The organism is Paracoccus pacificus, from assembly GCF_042680785.1.
GTDB lineage: Bacteria > Pseudomonadota > Alphaproteobacteria > Rhodobacterales > Rhodobacteraceae > Paracoccus > Paracoccus pacificus.
Genome location: NZ_JBHUEN010000050.1, coordinates 23,989 through 42,634, shown reverse-complemented (window position 1 = coordinate 42,634; position 18,646 = coordinate 23,989). Strand labels below are relative to the sequence as shown.

At 65.2% G+C, this 18,646-nt stretch carries 17 protein-coding genes and 1 other RNA gene; 7 read left to right on the top strand and 11 right to left on the bottom strand.

Features of this window, described 5'->3' with window-relative positions; translation table 11 throughout:
• The first annotated feature begins 17 nt into the window (after positions 1-17).
• Positions 18-521: a bactofilin family protein gene (locus tag ACFSCT_RS17260; RefSeq protein ID WP_379144867.1), complete on the top strand. Its 504-nt coding sequence runs from the start codon at positions 18-20 to the stop codon at positions 519-521.
• 110 nt (positions 522-631) lie between these two features.
• Here the strand turns inward: ACFSCT_RS17260 and coaD are convergent, their stop codons facing one another.
• From coaD to ACFSCT_RS17225, 7 genes are all read right to left on the bottom strand, one after another.
• Complete coding sequence (gene coaD, locus ACFSCT_RS17255; protein WP_379144864.1) at positions 632-1,126, bottom strand: pantetheine-phosphate adenylyltransferase; 495 nt, start codon at positions 1,124-1,126, stop codon at positions 632-634.
• Between the two features lie 144 nt (positions 1,127-1,270).
• Positions 1,271-2,503, bottom strand: a complete 1,233-nt coding sequence (locus ACFSCT_RS17250) for a glycosyltransferase (protein ID WP_379144862.1) — start codon at positions 2,501-2,503, stop codon at positions 1,271-1,273.
• Positions 2,500-4,299, bottom strand: a complete 1,800-nt coding sequence (locus tag ACFSCT_RS17245) for an ABC transporter ATP-binding protein (protein ID WP_379144860.1) — start codon at positions 4,297-4,299, stop codon at positions 2,500-2,502. The genes ACFSCT_RS17250 and ACFSCT_RS17245 overlap by 4 nt, the downstream gene beginning before the upstream one ends.
• Positions 4,296-5,402 (bottom strand): ABC transporter permease, encoded by a 1,107-nt coding sequence (locus tag ACFSCT_RS17240; protein ID WP_379144857.1) that lies wholly within the window; start codon positions 5,400-5,402, stop codon positions 4,296-4,298. Before ACFSCT_RS17240 ends, ACFSCT_RS17245 begins: the two co-directional genes overlap by 4 nt.
• On the bottom strand, positions 5,399-6,487 hold the full coding sequence (locus tag ACFSCT_RS17235; RefSeq protein WP_379144855.1) for a microcin C ABC transporter permease YejB: 1,089 nt from the start codon (positions 6,485-6,487) through the stop codon (positions 5,399-5,401). Before ACFSCT_RS17235 ends, ACFSCT_RS17240 begins: the two co-directional genes overlap by 4 nt.
• A 33-nt stretch (positions 6,488-6,520) precedes the next feature.
• Positions 6,521-8,533: an extracellular solute-binding protein gene (locus ACFSCT_RS17230; protein WP_379144853.1), complete on the bottom strand. Its 2,013-nt coding sequence runs from the start codon at positions 8,531-8,533 to the stop codon at positions 6,521-6,523.
• Between the two features lie 146 nt (positions 8,534-8,679).
• Positions 8,680-9,207 (bottom strand): c-type cytochrome, encoded by a 528-nt coding sequence (locus tag ACFSCT_RS17225; RefSeq protein WP_379144852.1) that lies wholly within the window; start codon positions 9,205-9,207, stop codon positions 8,680-8,682.
• 228 nt (positions 9,208-9,435) lie between these two features.
• Between ACFSCT_RS17225 and ACFSCT_RS17220 the strand changes: the two genes are divergently transcribed.
• On the top strand, positions 9,436-10,323 hold the full coding sequence (locus ACFSCT_RS17220; RefSeq protein WP_379144850.1) for a prephenate dehydratase: 888 nt from the start codon (positions 9,436-9,438) through the stop codon (positions 10,321-10,323).
• Positions 10,324-10,509: 186 nt separating this feature from the next.
• On the opposite strand, the gene ACFSCT_RS17215 is transcribed toward ACFSCT_RS17220, so the two are convergent.
• The gene (locus ACFSCT_RS17215) at positions 10,510-10,893 is read right to left on the bottom strand and encodes a hypothetical protein (RefSeq protein ID WP_379144848.1); all 384 of its coding nucleotides are present in this window, start codon (positions 10,891-10,893) and stop codon (positions 10,510-10,512) included.
• Between the two features lie 376 nt (positions 10,894-11,269).
• Here ACFSCT_RS17215 and ACFSCT_RS17210 point away from each other — a divergent pair, with 376 nt between their 5' ends.
• The 5 genes from ACFSCT_RS17210 (at position 11,270) to recR (ending at position 16,329) form a co-directional block, all read left to right on the top strand.
• Positions 11,270-13,222, top strand: a complete 1,953-nt coding sequence (locus ACFSCT_RS17210) for a 5'-nucleotidase C-terminal domain-containing protein (protein WP_379145041.1) — start codon at positions 11,270-11,272, stop codon at positions 13,220-13,222.
• A gap of 38 nt (positions 13,223-13,260) precedes the next feature.
• An RNA gene (gene ffs / locus ACFSCT_RS17205) (signal recognition particle sRNA small type) lies at positions 13,261-13,357 on the top strand.
• Between the two features lie 120 nt (positions 13,358-13,477).
• Complete coding sequence (locus tag ACFSCT_RS17200) at positions 13,478-15,349, top strand: DNA polymerase III subunit gamma/tau (protein ID WP_379144846.1); 1,872 nt, start codon at positions 13,478-13,480, stop codon at positions 15,347-15,349.
• A gap of 11 nt (positions 15,350-15,360) precedes the next feature.
• A complete protein-coding gene (locus ACFSCT_RS17195; protein ID WP_379144845.1) occupies positions 15,361-15,714 on the top strand; it encodes a YbaB/EbfC family nucleoid-associated protein in 354 nt (117 codons plus the stop codon).
• Between the two features lie 12 nt (positions 15,715-15,726).
• Positions 15,727-16,329 (top strand): recombination mediator RecR, encoded by a 603-nt coding sequence (recR, locus tag ACFSCT_RS17190; protein ID WP_379144843.1) that lies wholly within the window; start codon positions 15,727-15,729, stop codon positions 16,327-16,329.
• A gap of 35 nt (positions 16,330-16,364) precedes the next feature.
• On the opposite strand, the gene ACFSCT_RS17185 is transcribed toward recR, so the two are convergent.
• Genes ACFSCT_RS17185 through murA form a run of 3 tightly spaced genes read right to left on the bottom strand, consistent with a single transcriptional unit; the run spans position 16,365 to position 18,617 of the window.
• On the bottom strand, positions 16,365-16,841 hold the full coding sequence (locus ACFSCT_RS17185; RefSeq protein ID WP_379144841.1) for a GNAT family N-acetyltransferase: 477 nt from the start codon (positions 16,839-16,841) through the stop codon (positions 16,365-16,367).
• The gene (locus ACFSCT_RS17180) at positions 16,838-17,323 is read right to left on the bottom strand and encodes a DUF2948 family protein (protein ID WP_379144839.1); all 486 of its coding nucleotides are present in this window, start codon (positions 17,321-17,323) and stop codon (positions 16,838-16,840) included. Before ACFSCT_RS17180 ends, ACFSCT_RS17185 begins: the two co-directional genes overlap by 4 nt.
• Positions 17,316-18,617 (bottom strand): UDP-N-acetylglucosamine 1-carboxyvinyltransferase, encoded by a 1,302-nt coding sequence (gene murA, locus ACFSCT_RS17175; protein WP_379144837.1) that lies wholly within the window; start codon positions 18,615-18,617, stop codon positions 17,316-17,318. Before murA ends, ACFSCT_RS17180 begins: the two co-directional genes overlap by 8 nt.
• Positions 18,618-18,646: the final 29 nt, after the last annotated feature.

Here is an 18,646-nt window from a genome sequence, read left to right as displayed (position 1 = left end):
CATCGAGGCAGCCCAGCATGTTTTCAAAGACTCGCGTCACTGAACCCGGACCGAAAACACTTCCGCCCGAAGCCGATCCCGTCCGCGCGCATGATTCCGTGCCGGCGGAATACGGTGCCGGCCAACAGCGCGTGAAATCGGGCCCCTCGGTCCTGTCGGGCGACCTGACGGTCAAGGGCAACATCCAGACCGCCGGCGACGTGCAGATCGAAGGCACGGTCGAAGGCGACATTCGCGCCCATCAGCTTATCGTCGGCGAAAGCGCCACCATCCGCGGCGAAATCGTCGCCGATGAGATCATCGTCAACGGCCGTGTCGTCGGCCGGGTGCGTGGGCTGAAAGTGCGCCTTTCGGCGACCGCCCGGGTGGAAGGCGACATCATCCACAAGACCATCGCGATCGAATCGGGCGCCCATTTCGAGGGCTCGGTCCAGCGTCAGGAAGATCCGCTGGCCAACGGCGTGACCAAGAAACTGGCCCCGCCGCAAGCCCAGTCGCAGACCCAGGCCACGCCGGAGTAACCGGGCTTTGGTCGACAGAATTCAGGGCGGTCCCGCAGGGGGCCGCCCTTTTCGATTGGGCCGTTGCCGGGATAAGCGCTTGCGCCGGTTTGCGGCAGGCGCGCCCGCGATCAGCTTTGCAGCTTGGTGATCAGCGCCTGCCGGACAGCGGGCGGCACGAATTTCGACACGTCGCCGCCAAGCCGCGCGATTTCCTTGACCAGCTTCGACGCAATCGCCTGACGTCGCGCATCGGCCATCAGGAAAACCGTCTCGACACTGGAATCCAGCGCCCGGTTCATGCCGACCATCTGGAACTCATATTCAAAATCGGCGACGGCGCGCAGGCCGCGCACGATCACCGTGGCGCCGACATCGCGGGCGCAGTCGATCAGCAGGTTGTCGAACGGATGCACCTCGATCTTGCCGCCGGTCCGCGCGGCGATGCCGGCGCATTCGGCCTCGACCATCGCGACACGTTCCTCGAGCGAGAACAACGGGCCCTTGTCGCGGTTGATCGCCACGCCGATGACCAGCCGATCGACCAGAGCCATGGCGCGCTGAATGATGTCGACATGACCCAGCGTGACAGGATCGAAGGTGCCGGGGTAAAGACCTGTACGCATCTTTTCGGGTTTCCTTATCGCCGGCATCATGAGGACGACCGCCCCGGCGCCGCAGTTTCAAGACCAGCCCAAGCAACAGCATCGCGAACAAAAACGCAAGCGGCGCAGCCTATTGCGGTAATTTTCATCCGCGGCGAAAGACCGCTATGGGCGCGGCGCACCGGCCCCGACACGCTCGACCAGTTCGATCTGGCGGGGCAGCGCGTGGCGGTGCAGGTCATAGCCATCCAGAATCGTCTGACGCGCCGCCGCGCCCAGCCGTTCGGCATCGGGATCGCCGGCGAGCGCACGGATAAGCCCCTCGGACCATGCGTCAACGTCGAAAAACGGGATCAACCGCCCGTTTTCGCCGTCGCGGATCAGCTCGCGCACCGGTTCGGTGTCCGAGGCGAGGATCAGCTTTCCGGCCGACATCGCCTCGGTCAGCGACCATGACAGCACGAACGGATAGGTCAGATAGGCGTGCACCCGCGCCAACTGAATGACGGAAAGATAGCGGTCATAGGGCACCCGGCCCAGAAAATGCACCCGCGACATGTCCAGCCTGTCGCCGACCTCGGCAAGCATCTTGGCCTTCCAGCTTTCGGCATCCTTGGGCTTGGTGCCATAGCTGACCCCATCGCCACCGATCATAAGCACATGAGCGCCGGGCCGTTCCGCCAGAACGCGGGGTAAGGCGCGCATGAAGGTGGGAAAACCGCGATAGGGCTCCAGCGAGCGGTTGACGAAGCTGACCACCTCGTCACCGGCGCGCAATACCCGGCCGTCGTCAAGCGTCAGCGCCGCCTGCGCATCCGGCTTTACCCGCTGGGTGTCGATGCCGTCATGAATGACGGTGATCTTGTCGCGCAACTCGGGCGGGAAGCTGCCGGCCTGATATTGCGTGGGCGAGATGGCGGCATCCGCCTGCACCAATGTCTGGATCAGATGGGCCGAACGCGCGATGGTCGAGAACCGGGTTTCGTCAACCGCCGGCGAGAATTCATCGTCGAAACCGACGTCGTGGCCATGGGTGCGATACAGAAGCTCGGCATAGACAAGCAGTCGCGCCTTGGGCCAGATTTCCCGCAGGAACAGCGTCTCGCCCCAGCCGGGATGACCGACGATCAGGTCGGGCACAAACCCGTGGCGGTCACGCAGCGCCCGCGCGCCACGGGCGGCGAGATAGCCGCGCGCGGTCATTTCGGCATAGGTCCGGCCCAGCCCGATATTCTCGGGGACCGGATCGGGGGCCTTGTAGCGGACCACCCGGACCGGGGCGGCGCGGGTGTTCTTTTCATCGGTCATGCCGATGACCTCATGCCCGCGCGCCGCCAATGCCGGGGCGAGATGCGGGAACTGGCCGGGAAAATTCTGATGGATGAACAGGATTTTCACCGCTCCGGCTCCTCGTCGCCGTCAGCCGCCGGGCGGTCGCTGCCCCGTGCCCCGTCATCGGCGATCGCGACCACGGCAGGCTGAACGGCCGATCCCAGCGCGCCGGCCGCCACCCCGGCGCCAAGATCGACCGCGGCCAAAGCGGCCGGATCCGGGCGGTCCGCGCCACTGGCCGCCGCAATCGCTTCGTCGCCGCCGGCCTGAAACGCGGCCGCCATAAGACGGCGGGTATAGTCGGATTGAGGGGCGTCAAAGACCGCTTGGGTCGGCCCTTGCTCGACCACCTTGCCGGCGCGCATGACCATGATTTCATGCGACAGCGCCCGCACCACGCGCAAATCATGGCTGATGAACATATAGGCCAGGTCGTGCTTTCGCTGCAAATCGCGCAGCAATTCGACGATCTGCACCTGAACGGTCATGTCGAGCGCGCTGGTCGGTTCGTCCAGCACCACCATCTTCGGGCGCAGGATCATGGCGCGCGCAATCGCGATCCGCTGACGCTGACCGCCCGAGAATTCATGCGGATAGCGGTGCATCGCCTCGACTGGCAAGCCGACCTCGGTCATGATCTCGGCCACCATCTCGCGCCGGTCGCGGCCCGGCTCGACCCCGTGCACGCCCAGACCCTCGGCGATGATCTGCTCGACCGTCATGCGCGGGCTGAGACTGCCATAGGGGTCCTGAAACACGATCTGCATATCGCGGCGCAGCCGGCGCAACTGGCGACCGGTCCAGCGCGAAATGTCCTGACCCATGAAGACGATCGGCCCGTCCGAGGGGATCAGCCGCATCACCGCCAGCGCCAGCGTGGTCTTACCCGACCCGGATTCGCCCACAACCCCCAGCGTCTCGCCCGCGCGGATGCGGAAGCTGGCGCCGTCCACGGCTTTGATATGCCCGACCGTGCGGCGCAGGAAACCACGCTGGATCGGAAACCAGACCTTCAGATCCTCGGCCCGGACGATCTCGGGCGCGTCTTCGGGCACCGGCGGAACAGTGCCGATCGGCTCGGCCGCCAGCAGCTTTTTGGTGTATTCGTGGCGGGGATTGGCGAACACCTCTTCGGTGGCGCCCTGCTCGACGATCAGCCCGTCCTTCATCACGCAAACCCGGTCGGCGATGCGGCGCACGATGCCCAGATCATGACTGATGAACAGCATCGACAGGTTTTCATCGCGCTTCAACTGCGCCAGAAGATCAAGGATCTGCGCCTGAATGGTCACGTCCAGCGCGGTGGTCGGTTCATCCGCGATCAGCAGCTCCGGGCCGTTGGCCAGCGCCATCGCGATCATGACCCGCTGCCGCTGCCCGCCGGAAAGCTGGTGCGGGTAATCGGCAAGCCGCGTCTCGGGGTCGCGGATTCCGACCTTGGTCAGCAATTCGACGATCCGCGCCCGCGCCGCCGCGCCGCGCAACCCCGCATGCAGCGCAAGGCTTTCGCCCAACTGCTTTTCGATCGTATGCAACGGGTTCAGCGAGGTCATCGGCTCCTGAAAGATGAAGCTGATGTCATTGCCGCGAATGTCGCGCAGACGGGACGCCGGCGCGCCGACCATTTGCTGGCCCTTGTAATCGACCGAACCGCTGATCACCGCGGAATCGGGCAAAAGCCCGACCGTGGCCAGCGCCGTCACGGATTTGCCCGACCCGGATTCGCCGACCAGCGCCACGGTTTCGCCGCGCCCGACGGCAAAGCTGACACCACGCACCGCCGGCACGATCTGACCGTCCTGCCGGAACGAGATTTTCAGGTCATCGACCTTCAGCAATGGCTCGGGCACGCGATCGGTCACTGAAAGGTCTTTCTTGGGTCAAAGGCGTCGCGCACGCCCTCGAAGATAAACACCAGCAGCGACAGCATCAGCGCCAGCGTGAAGAACGCGGTGAACCCCAGCCACGGCGCCTGAAGGTTCTGCTTGGCCTGCAAGGCCAGCTCGCCCAGCGAGGGGGCCGAGGCCGGCAGCCCGTAGCCCAGATAATCCAGCGCCGCCAGACCCGAGATCGTGCCGGTCACCACAAAGGGCAGCATGGTCAGCGTCGCCACCATGGCGTTCGGCAGCATGTGGCGGAACATGATCTTGCGGTCGCTGACGCCAAGCGCGCGGGCGGCGCGGACATATTCAAGGTTGCGGGCGCGCAGAAACTCGGCCCGCACCACCCCCACCAGCGCCGGCCAGCCGAACAGGATCGAGACCACGACCAGCAGCCAGAAACTTCGGCCCAGTATCGCGAACAGGATGATGATGACGTAAAGCGAGGGGGTCGAGCCCCATATTTCCAGCAGCCGCTGAAAGATCAGGTCGGTACGGCCGCCGAAATATCCCTGTGCCGCGCCCGCCGCGATCCCGATCACCGAGGCGACGGTGGTCACGATCAGCGCGAACATCACCGAGGTGCGGAAGCCGTAGATCACCCGGGCCAATACATCGCGCGAGGTGTTGTCGGTGCCCAGCCAATGGGCGGCGTCGGGCGGGCTCGGCGCGGTGCCGACATCATTGGGCGTCGTATAGTGATAGGGCACGATCGGCCAGATCATCCAGCCCTTGTCGACCGCCTCGCCGCCGATCTTGCCGGTGGTTTCCGCCTCGGTCATCACGCCCTGCGGATCGTCCCAGCATTCCTGCCGACCGCCGGTCTTGATCAGACATTGCACCGCCGGGTCGCGATAGATCGCCTCGGTGCCGAAGTCGCCGCCAAACGCCGTTTCGGGATAGAACCGATATGCCGGGAAATACAGATCGCCCTTGTAGCTGACGACGATGGGCTTGTCGTTGGCCACCACCTCGGCGAACAGCGAGATCACGAATAGCAGCGAAAAGATGATCAGCGACCAGAAGGCGCGCTTGTTCCGGCGAAAATTGCGCCAGCGGCGGGCGTTGAGCGGTGACAATCTCATCCCTGTCTCCGCTCGAAATCAATCCGGGGATCGACAAAGACATACATCAGGTCCGACAGGATCCCGACGATCAGGCCGATCAGGCCAAAGACGTAAAGCGAGCCGAACATGACCGGATAATCGCGCTGCACCGTCGCCTCGAATGCAAGCCTGCCCAGCCCGTCCAGCGAGAATATCGTCTCGATCAGCAGCGACGACCCAAGGAACACGCCAAGAAACAGCGCCGGGAATCCGGCGATGACGATCAGCATCGCGTTGCGGAAAACATGGCCGTAAAGCACCCGCCGCTCGGTCAGGCCCTTGGCACGGGCGGTCAGCACATATTGCTTGCCGATTTCATCCAGAAAGCTGTTCTTGGTCAGCAGCGTCAGCGTCGCGAACCCCGAGATGCTGGAGGCGACGACCGGCAGCGTGATGTGCCACAGATAGTCCTTGATCTGCCCCCAAGTGGAAAGCGAGGCGAAATTCTCGCTGACCAGCCCGCGCGACGGAAAAATCCGCCAATAGGAGCCGCCGGCGAACAGCACGACCAGCAGCACCGCGAACAGAAACCCCGGGATCGCATAGCCGACGATCACCGTGGCCGAGGTCCATGTGTCGAAACGCGATCCGTCCCGCACCGCCTTGCGGATGCCCAGCGGGATCGAGATCAGATAGGCCAGAAGCGTCGACCACAGCCCCAGCGTGATCGAGACCGGCAGCTTTTCGATGACCAGATCGACGACCGAGATCGAGCGGAACCACGAGGTGCCGAAGTCGAAGGTGAGGTAATTCTTCATCATCAGCAGGAAGCGCTGAAGCGGCGGCTTGTCAAAGCCGAACTCTTTCTCAAGCTGGGCGATGAATTCGGGCGGCAGGCCGCGCGCCCCCGCATAACCGCCTCCACCGGCGTTGCCGGTATCCTGCTGGCCGGTGTCGCCGCCGCCCGCGATGTTGCGGAACACGTCGCCTTCGCCCTGCACCTGCGCCGCGATCTGTTCGATCGGGCCGCCCGGCACGAATTGCGTCAAGGTGAAGTTGACGATCATGATCCCGATGATCGTCGGTATGACCAGCAGCAATCGCCGCAGAATATAGGCACCCATCGGCGCTACTTTTCCCCGCCCCCGTCCGCCCGGTCAGCGCAAGGCGCCGGCGCTTTTCAGTTTCTCGGCCTTTTCAGCGTTGAACCACCAGAAATCAAGCTCGCCCCGCGCATAGGGCGGCAGTTTGTCGGGGTGTTCGTACTGATCGTAATAGGCGACCGTGTATTGGGATTTGTAGAACTGCGGCACCCAGAACCGCATCGCCCGCAGCACGCGGTCCAGCGCATGCGTGGCGGTGACCATGGTGGAACGGTCCTGCGCGCGTTCGATCACCGCTATCAGCTTGTCGACGGCCGGGTTGGCCAGCCCCATCATGTTGAACACGTCCCCGACCGAAGCCGAGCCGAAATATTGCTGAAGCCCGGCACCGGGGAACAGATCCTGCCCAAGCTGGGCGGTGACCATGTCAAAGTCATGGCTGCGGCTGCGGGCTTCGTACTCGGCGTCATCGACCCGGCGGTTGACCCCGTCTATGCCGGCGCGGCGCATGTTTTCGACAAAGGGGTTGATGATCCGGTCGCTGGTCTGGGTGTCGTTCAGAATCTCGACCCGCAGCACCTCGCCCTTGTCGTTGCGGCGAAGACCGTCGCTGCCGGTCTTCCAGCCGGCTTCGTCCAGAAGCGCCGCTGCCTGACGCAGGTTCTTGCGGTCAAGCTGGCTTTCGGATGAAACCGGCGCCATCACGGCCGGCTCGGTCAGAACCCCGGCGGGCAGATCCTTGGCCAGCGGATCCAGAAGCGCGCGCTCGGCCGGGCCGGGCATGCCGCTGGCCGCCAGATCGCTGTTGTCCCAGAACGAATTCACCCGTGTGTAAAGGCCATAGAACAAGGTCTTGTTCGACCATTCGAAGTTGAACAAAAGCCCGATGGCCTGGCGCACGCGGATGTCCTGAAACTTCGTACGGCGCAGGTTGAACACCCATGCCTGGCCCGAGGCCACGATACCGTTCGGGATCTCCTCGCGGACGACCTGCCCCGCCTTGAAGGCCGGGAAGTCATAGCGCGTCGCCCAGATGATCGACGATGCCTCGTCGCGGAAGGTGTATTCGCCCGCCTTGAACGCCTCGAACGCGGTATCGTAATCGACGAAATACTCGATCCGGATGCGGTCGAAATTGTAGCGGCCCTTGTTGATCGGAAGATCGCGGCCCCAGTAATCGGGATTGCGCTTCCAACTGACCGAGCGCCCCATTTCGGTCCGGTCCAGCACATAGGGCCCCGAGGACAGGAACGGCGTCGTCTGCGGCTGCTCCAGATCGCGGTTGTTCTTTTCGAAATCCGCCCGCGAAAACACCGGCAGGCTGCCGACGGTCTGGATCAGATCGCGGCGCGGATAATCGGGTGTGAAGGTGAATTTGATCCGGCGCGGATCAAGCACCTCGGCCTTGGCGACTTGCTGGCTGATCACATTGCGAAAGGACGACAGGCCCTTGTCGCGCAACTGCTCGTAAGAAAACATCACGTCATCGGCGGTCAGCGGCGAGCCGTCCGAAAAGGTCACGCCTTCGCGCAGGGTAAAGATCACCCAGTCGCGGCTGGGCGGATATTCAAGCGATTCGGCCAGCAGCCCATAGGCCGAACCCACCTCGTCGGCGGTGCCGGTCAACAGCGACTCGAGCCATGCCGAGGCCAGCGCCGCGCCGCGCCCCCGGAAGGTGAAGGGGTTATAATTGTCGAACCCGCCCGAAGCCCAAAGCGAGATCTCGCCGCCTTTCGGCGCATCCGGGTTCACATATTTCAGATAGGGAAAATCGGGCGGCAGAGCCAGTTCGTCAAACACCCCGATGCCGTGGGCGGTGATGGTCTGGCCATCGCCGGACTGGGCTGCGGCCGGGGCTGCCGCCGCATCGGCGGCCTGAGCCGGCGCGGGCTGAGCCGGCGCGGGCTGTGAGGGTTGCGACGGTGCGGGCTGGGATTGCGAGGGGGCAGGTTCGGCGGGCGCAGGTTGGGCGGTGGGGGCCTGAGTGGTGTCCTGCGCCTGTGCGAAGGATGCTGGCATAAGGGAAAGCGTCAATGCGGTGGCGATCGGCAGAGTCAGTCGGATCATTCGCATCAAGCAGTCCCTTCGGCTTCTTTTGCCGCAGGCTAGGGGGCCTAGGCCCCCCGATCAAGCCGCGATTTCGTGAACACCGCGGATCGCGGCACCAAGCCGCCGCGATCCCGCCGGAACCGGGTGCGGCACGACGGCCAGTCCTATTTCTGGGTTTCCAGCCACGCGATCAGATTGGCCCGGTCCTCGGGTTTCGGCAGACCGGCGAAGGTCATCTTGGTGCCCGGGACCTCTTTCTTCGGCGCGAGCAGGAAATTGTACAGCGCCTCGGGCGTCCAGTCGCCGCCGTGGTTCTTCATCGCGTCCGAATAGGCGAAACCGGCAATGCTGCCGACCTGGCGGCCAACGACGCCGTTCAGATGCGGCCCGGTGGCGTCACCGCCGTCAATCTTGTGGCAGGCCTTGCACTTGCCGAACACCTTTTCGCCGGCGGCGGCATCGGCGGCGGCAAAGACGGTGGCGAAATCGGGTCCGCTGGCGGCGGCTTCACCACCTGCGGCGGGGGCATCCGGCACTTCGATGGCATAGGCCTGCTCGCTTTCCTCACCCTCGGCGACCTCGCTTTCGCCGCCAAGATACAGCGCGCCCGCGGCCCAGTTCGCCAGCAGCAGGAACAGCAATGCGCCGATCAGCGCGCCGGCCGCTTTGGTCAAGGTCATGGTGTTGAACATCTGTACGCCCCGCTTTCAGTGCCTGTTTCAGTGCCTATGTCGTTGCCCGGATCGGCGCCCCTGCCCCGGGATCAATGTCCGGATTACGCAAAAGCACCCTGTTCCCGCCGAACGGGTATAGCCAGTCCCGGCTATCTACCCGCTTTCGTTCCGGCTGTTCAAGGTATAGTTGTCGCGATTGCACCTTCTATAGCGCGCCAAGACGTCACAGCGCGGAAAGACACAGCGATGACACAGACCCCCGCCCCAACCCCCGGGCCCTCACATGCCGCGGTTACCGGCCGCATCGCCTTTCAGGGCGAGCCCGGCGCCTATAGCCACGAGGCGTGCAAACGCGCGCGTCCGACGATGGAGGCGGTGCCCTGCCGGACCTTCGAGGAGGTGATCGAGACGGTGCGCAAAGGTGACGCGGATCTGGCCATGCTGCCGGTCGAGAACTCGACCTATGGCCGGGTTGCCGACATCCATCACCTGCTGCCGGAAAGCGGGCTGCATATCATCGACGAGGCTTTCGTCAGGGTGCATATCAGCCTGTTGGCGGTGCCCGGCACGCCGCTGGATCAGGTGCGTGAAGCCATGAGCCATACCGTCCTTTTGGGTCAGTGCCGCAACTTCATGCGCCGCCACAAGATCCACCCGGTGACCGGCCCCGACACCGCCGGTTCGGCCCGGCTCGTGGCCGAAAAGGCCGAGCCCGGGCTTGCGGCGCTGGCCAGCGCGCTGGCGGGCGAGATCTATGGTCTCGACAATCTGGCCGACAAGATCGAGGACCGGCAGAACAACACCACCCGCTTTCTGATCATGTCGCGCACCCCCGATTTCAGCCGGCGCGGAGATCAGATGATGACCAGCTTCGTGTTCCGGGTCCGCAACCTGCCGGCCGCGCTTTACAAGGCCATGGGCGGTTTCGCGACCAATGGCGTCAACATGACCAAACTGGAAAGCTATATGGTCGACGGCGTTTTCACCGCGACCCAGTTCTATGCCGATATCGAGGGCCATCCCGAGGATATCAACGTCGCCCGGGCGCTGGAGGAGCTTGCCTATTTCAGCTCATCCCTGACGGTGCTGGGGGTTTATCCGGCGGATCCCCTGCGCGCGGCGCAGCTTGGCTGACTGTTTGGCTGACGGCGCGCGCACCGGCCGCGCGCCGTCCCTGCCCGTCTCTTTTGTGATTATCCGGCCCCGATTATCCGCCCCCGATCATCCGCCCGGGTTATCCGGCCCAGCAGGACCGGACGCCCGCAGCGTTCAGAAGCCCACAGCGTTCAAACGCCCGCAGCGTTCGGGTGCCCGCGGCGTCTAACTGTGCAGGTTCGGGCGGCTGAGCCCGTGCATGCCCCCGGCGCCCTGCGCACCGAACAGCGAAATGCCGTCCGGCGGTGCTTTGGCGTCCAATCCGTAGAAATTGACGATCTTCCGTTCGAACTCGCGCTGAAGCCCGGCCTTGCCCAGCTTGGCCGTTTGCAGAAACAGCCGTGCGCGGATGTTCCGAGGCTTCACCTCGAACTCAACCATCAGGCGCGATTTGCTGCGGGCAAGCGCGATGATCGTATAGTCCAGCGTCAGATCGAACATTTCCGACTGGCCGGCGAGGCTGAGCTTTTCGGGCCGGTCGTAACGGGTCACGTTCAGCCGGATGTTGCGCATCTTGCGCTGCCATTTGAAAGCCAGATCCCATGCCATGCTGGCCCCCGGCACTGCCGAAGGATCAACGCGGCGTATGTGCACGCCCCGCTGGGTCATAAGCCTTTCAGATCGGTCATGGTCACCGATATGATCGAAAAGCTGGGTGGATGGTACGTTCGTGTCCACGCGCGTGGAAAATTTCATCTGCGCACTACCTTGCTAACACATCAACACGCCTATCCATGCTCAGAACCGACCGGGGCCCGCAAACAATGGCCCCTTCCGTCATCGCAGCGTTTAAAACGGGTGGTGGACAAACAAAGTTCCACAATCCATTTTCAACGTGGTGTTGATTTCGACTACGCTTTTACCCTTATGTGGCGATCTTCCTCAGGTTGCCGTAACGCATCACTTTGGCCGCCAGGAGGTCCGACTGCAACCTGTCCTAAAAGACAAGACCGCGCGCCGGGCCGATCTGCGGATACTGGCGACGACCGATCTGCACGCGCATGTTCTAGCATATGATTACTTCAGCGGCAAAGCATTAAAAAACATTGGGTTAACAAGAGTTGAACGGCTGGTCGCACGCCATCGCGCCGAGGCCGCCAACAGCCTTCTGTTCGACAATGGTGATTTCTTGCAGGGTAATCCGCTGGGCGACTTCGTGGCGGAACGACAGGGAATCTCGGCCCGGCGCATGCATCCGGTGATTCTCGCGATGAATGCGCTTGGATATGACGCCGGCACGCTTGGTAATCACGATTTCACTTATGGGCTGAAGTTCCTGCGCACGGTTCTGGCGCTGGCGCGGTTCCCGATCGTCAGCGCCAATATCCGCGCCAACCGGCAACGGCTGGACCTTGCGCCCTGGACGATTCTGGACCGCAGGATCACGCTTTCCGACGGCGGCACCTCGGCGCTGCGGATCGGGGTCATAGGTTTTCTGCCGCCGCAGACCAGCGCCTGGGAAACCCATGGCCGCGGCGGGGCGCTAAGCTGCACCGACATCGTGCCCTCAGCCGCCGCACTTGTGCCCCGTATCCGCGCGGCGGGCGCCGACATCGTCGTGGCGCTTGCCCACAGCGGTATCGCCGGCAACCTTGCCGAGGCGGGCATGGAGAACGCGGCGACGGCGCTGGCCGATGTGCCCGGCATTGACGCCATCATCGCCGGGCATATCCACCGCGTCTTTCCCGATGCCGATTTTCCGGCGCTGCCCGGCACCGATCCGGCCCTTGGCCGGCTGGGCAAGGTGCCGGCGGTGATGCCGGGGTTCTGGGGCTCGCATCTGGGGATCATCGACCTTGCGCTGGAGCGTCGGCCCGAGGGCTGGACCGTCACGAACGCGAACGCCCGGGTCGAGCGCAGCGATGCGGTCGAAATCCACCCTGCCCCGATAGCCGCCGGGCCACCTGCCTGCGGGGCAACGGCTGCGGGGGCCGCGCGTCTTTGGCCCAAGGGGGGCGAACTTGCATCGCCGGTGCTGGCGCCCGCCATCATCGCCGCGCACCGCGCCACCCTGCGTCACGCCGCCCGCAAGATCTGCCAAAGCGCCCATCCGATGACCACCCATTTCGCCCAGCTTGGACAATCGGCGGCGCTGGACGTGGTGGCGCGTGCCCAGCGGTGGCATGCAAGGCGGGCGCTGAAAGGCTCGCGCTGGGACGGGCTTCCGATCATCTCGGCCGTCGCCGCGTTCCGGGCCGGTGGCCGCGGCGGTCCCGAGAATTACACCAACATCGCCGCCGGACCGGTAACGCTGGGCGCGCTGTCCGACCTTTACGCCTTTCCCAACACCATCAGCGCGCTTTGCATGACCGGCGCGCAGGCGCAGGATTGGTTGGAGCGCGCCGCCGGGCAATTCCGCCAGCTTCAGCCAGGCATATCCGACCAGCCGCTGATTCAGCCCGAGTTTCCAAGCTATCACTTCGACCTGTTGCACGGGCTCAACTGGCGTATCGACCTGTCGCAACCGGCGAAATATCACCCCGACGGCAGTCTGACGGATCACGGGCATCGCGCGGGTCGGATAAGCGATCTGCGCCACCACGGCCGGCCCATCGACCCCGACGAGCCGCTGGTCATGGTCACCAATGGCTACCGGCTTTCGGGCTGGGGGCTTTATGCGCCGATCACCGCGCGGGCGGCGCCGATCCTGCCGGGGCAGCGGCGGGTGCGCGACATTCTTCAGCGGTATCTGACCATGCTGGGTCGGGTCCCCGCGCCTTATCCGACTGCCTTTTCCTTTGCCGCGATGCCCCGCACCTCGGCATGGTTCGACACCGCGCCCGGGGCCGGTCAGCCCGGCACGGAACCGCCCCCCGGCTTTGCGACCGCCCAAGGTCCCGCCCCCAACGGATTTCATCGCTGGCGGATCGCGCTGTAAACTTGCAACCGGTTTCCGACCCGACTATATCATCTGTCGAGAGGTTGGCGCGGGCAGACGCCTCGCCAACCCGGTCAGGTCCGGAAGGAAGCAGCCGCAACGAGTCCCGTTTGGGTCGTGTTCCAGCCTCTCACCCGCTTTCCCGGCAATAGAAGACGACGCGGCGATGACCGCAAGGCACGCCCCCGGCGCATGCTTGCTGTTGCCCCGCCGCATTGGCTTGGCTAGGGTTTGCGCCTGAACGACGGGGACAGGATGAACGACGCGACAGCCACGCAGGATCAGGTACAGGGTCAGGAATATCAGGTTCTGGCCCGGAAATACCGCCCCGCCACCTTCGCCGATCTGATCGGGCAGGAAGCCATGGTGCGGGTGCTGAAAAACGCCTTTGCTGCCGACCGAATCGCGCAGGCCTTCATCATGACCGGCATTCGCGGCACCGGCAAAACCACCACCGCGCGCATCATCGCCAAGGGGCTGAACTGCATCGGTCCCGACGGTCAGGGGGGCCCGACGACCGAACCCTGCGGTCTGTGCGAGCATTGCGTAGCCATCGCCGAGGGCCGCCATGTCGACGTGCTCGAGATGGACGCGGCCTCGCGCACCGGCGTCGGCGACATCCGCGAGATCATCGACAGCGTGCATTACCGCGCGGCCAGCGCCCGCTATAAGGTCTATGTCATCGACGAGGTTCACATGCTGTCCACCAGCGCCTTCAACGCGCTGCTGAAGACGCTCGAGGAACCGCCGCCGCACGTCAAATTCATCTTCGCCACCACCGAAATCCGCAAGGTTCCGGTCACGGTCCTGTCGCGCTGCCAGCGGTTCGACCTGCGGCGGATCGAACCCGAGGTGATGATCGCCCATCTGTCGAAGATCGCCACGCGCGAAGGCGCCAGCGTCGCCGATGACGCGCTGGCGCTGATCACCCGCGCCGCCGAAGGGTCGGTCCGCGATGCGATGAGCCTGCTCGATCAGGCGATCAGCCTTGGCGCCGCCACCGATCAGGTCGGCGTCGACGAGGTTCGCGCGATGCTGGGTCTGGCCGATCGCGGCCGCGTGCTGGACCTGTTCGAGATGATCATGCGGGGCGATGCCGCCGCGGCGCTGGCCGAGTTGGGCCAGCAATATGCCGATGGTGCCGACCCGGTCGCCATTCTGCGCGATCTTGCGGAAATAACCCATTGGATCAGCATGCTGTCTGTCACATCTGATGCGGGGGATGATCCGACGCTGTCGCCCTCGGAACAGCAGCGCGGCAAAGCCATCGCCGAACGCGCCCCGATGCGCGCCCTGACCCGCATGTGGCAGATGCTGCTGAAATCGCTGGAAGAGGTCTCGATCGCGCCGAATGCGATGATGGCAGCCGAAATGGCGGTGATCCGGCTGACCCATGTCGCCGACCTGCCCGACCCGGAACAGCTTATCCGCAAGATCCAGCAGGGTCAGGCCGCCGGGCAGTTTTCCGGTGCCCCGGCGGGCGGTGGCGCGGGCCGCGGCAATGGCGGTGCCAGCGCGCAGGCGCGGCCCGCCCCCGCGATGCAGGCGCAGACCAGTCCCGTTGGCCGCATGGTGCAGCCGTCCGGCAATGGCGGCGGGGCGGCGACCGCGCAGGCATTGAACGGGGCGCTCGATCCGGCCGATTTCCCCGATTTCGGGTCGGTCGTGGCGCTGATCCGCCGCATGGGCGACCTGCAACTGATGGTCGCGGTGGAGCGGTTCGTGCGTCTGGTGCGGTATTCCCCCGGCAGGATCGAGTTCGAGCCCGCCCCGGGCGCCCCCGCCGATCTTGCCCAGCGTCTTGCCGAACGGCTGCGCGGCTGGACCGACGGCGCGCGCTGGGGGGTCAGCGTGACCTCGACCGGGGGCGCGCCCACCATCGCCGAGCGCGAGGCGGCGGCCAAGGCCGATCAGATGGCCCGCGCCAAACAAGACCCCGAGGTTCAGGCGATCCTGACGGTCTTTCCCGACGCCGCGATCAAGATCGTCCCGCGCCCGGTTCCCGTCACGCCTGCGGCAGCGGCGGTTGAAGCCGGATCAGAGGCGGCTATATCCACCCATGACGACACCGCATCCCCCGTCGCCGCAATCGACGAGGATGAAGGCTGGGACCCGTTCGAGGATTAGAAAGGCACAGAATGATCAAGGGATTAGGCGGGCTGGGCGGGTTTGGCGACCTCAGCAAGATGATGAAGGCCGCGCAGGACATGCAGGGCAAGGTGGCCGAAGTTCAGGAGTCGCTGGACCGGATCAGCGTCACCGGTGAATCCGGCGGCGGTCTGGTCAAGGCGACCGCCACCGCGCGGGGTGAGCTGACGGCGCTGGACATCGACCCCTCGATCTTCCGGCCGGATGACAAGGAGGTGGTCGAGGACCTGATCCTCGCCGCGATCAAGGATGCCCAGAAACGCGCGCAGGAGCGCAGCGCCGCGGAAATGCAGCGTGTCGCCGCGGATCTCGGGTTGCCACCGGGCATGAAACTGCCGTTCTGACCGGGCCTTGGGATGAGCGCCGACCCCGCCGACCGGATCGAGGAACTGACCGGACTGCTGTCACGGCTGCCGGGGCTTGGGCCGCGCTCGGCGCGGAGGGTGGTGCTGTACCTGATCCGGCGGCGCGGCACCCTGATGGCCCAGATCGCCCGCAGCATGGAACAGGTCGCCCGCGACACCCGCGAATGCCGGCAATGCGGCAATGTCTCGATGGATGAGCTTTGCGCGATTTGCGCCAATCCGGCGCGCGCCAATGGCCAGATCTGCGTGGTCGAGGATCTGGCCGATCTTTGGGCGGTCGAGCGGGGCCGCGCCTTTCGCGGCCGCTATCACGTTCTGGGCGGCACGCTTTCGGCCCTTGACGCCGTTGGCCCCGAGGATCTGGGCATACCGCGTCTGTTGGACCGGATCGGCCCCGAAAGCGTCAGCGAGGTCATTCTGGCGCTGAATGCCACGGTCGAGGGCCAGACCACCGCCCATTACATCGCCGACGCGCTGCATGACAGCGGCGTCACCGTCACCGGGCTGGCGCAGGGCGTTCCGATCGGCGGAGAGCTGGATTATCTGGACGACGGCACCATTTCCGCCGCGCTGAACGCGCGAAAGCGGGTCTGAGACCCGTCGCATATCACCGCGCAAATGCGCCCTTCTTACAGCTTGCGCCGCATGGTGATCTCGATCACCCCGCGCGGGTTGGGGGCGGCGCTGTGGGGAACGGGCCGAAATCCAAGGCTGTGATACAGCGCCTGGGCGCCGTGGTTATGGGCCCCCACGCCAAGCTGCATCACGCTGTAGCCCGCCTGCGCGGCATCATTCATCACATAGAGGACCAGCTTGCGGGTCAACCCCTGGCGCCGGACCTCGGGGCGCGCCCATACCCCGATTAGCCATGCGTCGGGATTGCCGTCGCCCGGCGACCATCCGGCTACGGCCTGCGGCGCGCCCGGCGCAGCGCCGGCGGCAAAGCTATGCGTGGCGCTTAGCCGTGCGGCGAAATCGGCCAGCGGGCGGTTCTGCCATTCCGCCAGCGTCGAGCCGAAGGCATCCGGTGCCTCGGCCAGCGCGGCCAGCCTGATCGCCCGCCATTCGGCGGCGCGTTCGGGTCCAAGCCGCCAGATCCGGCTCATGCGTCGTCGTGGTTCGGCGCCTTGCCCGAGGGCGCGATATAGGGCTGCGTCACATCGCGCAGATCGACCGAGATGCACTCGACATCGGCCGCGATCGCACCGTCACCGGCAAGCTCCAACTCTAGCCGCCCAGTCCCGTCCGGCCCCGGCTGCCAGTTCAGCGCCAGAATCGAGATCACCAGATCCTTGTCCTTGGGTCCGATCCCCTGTGCCTGCACCCGGCCGACATCCGAGATGACCAGCAGGCTGCGCACCCGCTCGAACGGGCGGTGTTCGCGGCGCGCGTTGTCGGCATCCTCGTTGCGGAACCGGTTCAGCAGCAGCGCCAGCCGGCGTTCCTTGCGCTCATACCGGATATCCTCGACCGACAGCACCGCATCCTGCACCAGCGCAGAGATGACCGGCAGATCCTCGGGCGTCTCGGCCCGCAGCGTCAGCGCCTGTTCCGCACCTTCCGCGAAACTCGCGTCGCGATCACTCATCGGCTGGCCTTTCCTCGTGATGGGGGCGGTCCGCGGCACGTTCGATCCGGGCGCCGACCGCCGACAGCTTTTCCTCGACCCGCTCATAGCCGCGATCCAGATGATAGACCCGGCCGACCACGGTTTCGCCCTCGGCCGCCAGACCCGCGAGAATCAGGCTGACGCTGGCCCGCAGATCGGTGGCCATCACCGGCGCGCCCTTCAGCTTGTCGACGCCGGTCACCGTCGCATGACCGCCATGCACGTCGATCTGCGCCCCCATCCGGGTCAGTTCGGGCGCGTGCATGAAACGGTTCTCGAAGATCTTTTCCTCCAGAACCGAGGTGCCCTCGGCCGTGCACATCAGCGCCATCATCTGCGCCTGAAGATCGGTGGGAAAGCCCGGGAACGGCTCGGTCACCACGTCGACCGCGCGCACGCGGCCGTTCTTGCGCGCGACCTTGATGCCGTTCGGCGTCTGGCTGACCGATATCCCGGCTTCGTCCAGCTTTTCGCAGAAGGCCGAAAGCAGCTCGATCCGGCCGCCCAGACATTCGACCTCGCCCCCGCAGATCGCCGGCGCCAGCATATAGGTGCCCAGCTCGATCCGGTCGGTCACCACGGGATGGGTCGCGCCGTTCAGCCGATCGACACCCTGAATGGTGATGGTCGAGCTGCCCTCGCCCTCGATCTGGGCGCCCATCTTGCGCAGGCATTGCGCCAGATCGACGATCTCGGGCTCGCGCGCGGCATTTTTCAGCACCGTGGTGCCGCGCGCAAGCGTCGCGGCCATCAGCGCGTTTTCGGTCGCCCCGACCGAGACCAGCGGAAATTCGACGACCGCGCCCTTCAGACCGCCGTTCGGCGCCGTGGCATGCACATAACCGTCGCGCAGATCGATGCTGGCGCCCATCGCCGCCATCGCCTTCAGATGCAGGTCGACCGGACGCGCGCCGATGGCACAGCCCCCGGGCAGCGAGACGATGGCGCGCCCGTCCCGCGCCAGCATCGGCCCCAGAACAAGGATCGAGGCGCGCATCTTGCGCACGATGTCGTAATCCGCCGTATGGTTGTTCAGCCCGTGGCTCGACATGACGATGGTCTGCCCGTCGGCCAGTGCTGCGACCTCGGCCCCCAAAGAGCGTAGCAGATCGGTCATGGTACGGATATCGGACAGCCGTGGCGCGTTGGTCAGCGTCAGCGGCTGATCCGACAGCAGCGTCGCCGGCATCAGCGTCAGGCAGGCGTTTTTCGCGCCGGCGATTGGAATGGTCCCGTGCAGCTCATTGCCGCCGTGAACGATGATGTGGTCCATGATCCTGCGTCCCGTGTCCTGCTTGTCCG

Bases quoted from the DNA above. Each gene is read 5' to 3' on its own strand.
- ACFSCT_RS17260 (WP_379144867.1), top strand. From the start codon at position 18: ATGTTTTCAAAGACTCGCGTCACTGAACCCGGACCGAAAACACTTCCG.
- coaD (WP_379144864.1), bottom strand. From the start codon at position 1,126: ATGCGTACAGGTCTTTACCCCGGCACCTTCGATCCTGTCACGCTGGGT.
- ACFSCT_RS17240 (WP_379144857.1), bottom strand. From the start codon at position 5,402: ATGAGATTGTCACCGCTCAACGCCCGCCGCTGGCGCAATTTTCGCCGG.
- ACFSCT_RS17235 (WP_379144855.1), bottom strand. From the start codon at position 6,487: ATGGGTGCCTATATTCTGCGGCGATTGCTGCTGGTCATACCGACGATC.
- ACFSCT_RS17230 (WP_379144853.1), bottom strand. From the start codon at position 8,533: ATGATCCGACTGACTCTGCCGATCGCCACCGCATTGACGCTTTCCCTT.
- ACFSCT_RS17225 (WP_379144852.1), bottom strand. From the start codon at position 9,207: ATGTTCAACACCATGACCTTGACCAAAGCGGCCGGCGCGCTGATCGGC.
- ACFSCT_RS17220 (WP_379144850.1), top strand. From the start codon at position 9,436: ATGACACAGACCCCCGCCCCAACCCCCGGGCCCTCACATGCCGCGGTT.
- ACFSCT_RS17215 (WP_379144848.1), bottom strand. From the start codon at position 10,893: ATGGCATGGGATCTGGCTTTCAAATGGCAGCGCAAGATGCGCAACATC.
- ACFSCT_RS17200 (WP_379144846.1), top strand. From the start codon at position 13,478: ATGAACGACGCGACAGCCACGCAGGATCAGGTACAGGGTCAGGAATAT.
- ACFSCT_RS17195 (WP_379144845.1), top strand. From the start codon at position 15,361: ATGATCAAGGGATTAGGCGGGCTGGGCGGGTTTGGCGACCTCAGCAAG.
- recR (WP_379144843.1), top strand. From the start codon at position 15,727: ATGAGCGCCGACCCCGCCGACCGGATCGAGGAACTGACCGGACTGCTG.
- ACFSCT_RS17185 (WP_379144841.1), bottom strand. From the start codon at position 16,841: ATGAGCCGGATCTGGCGGCTTGGACCCGAACGCGCCGCCGAATGGCGG.
- ACFSCT_RS17180 (WP_379144839.1), bottom strand. From the start codon at position 17,323: ATGAGTGATCGCGACGCGAGTTTCGCGGAAGGTGCGGAACAGGCGCTG.
- murA (WP_379144837.1), bottom strand. From the start codon at position 18,617: ATGGACCACATCATCGTTCACGGCGGCAATGAGCTGCACGGGACCATT.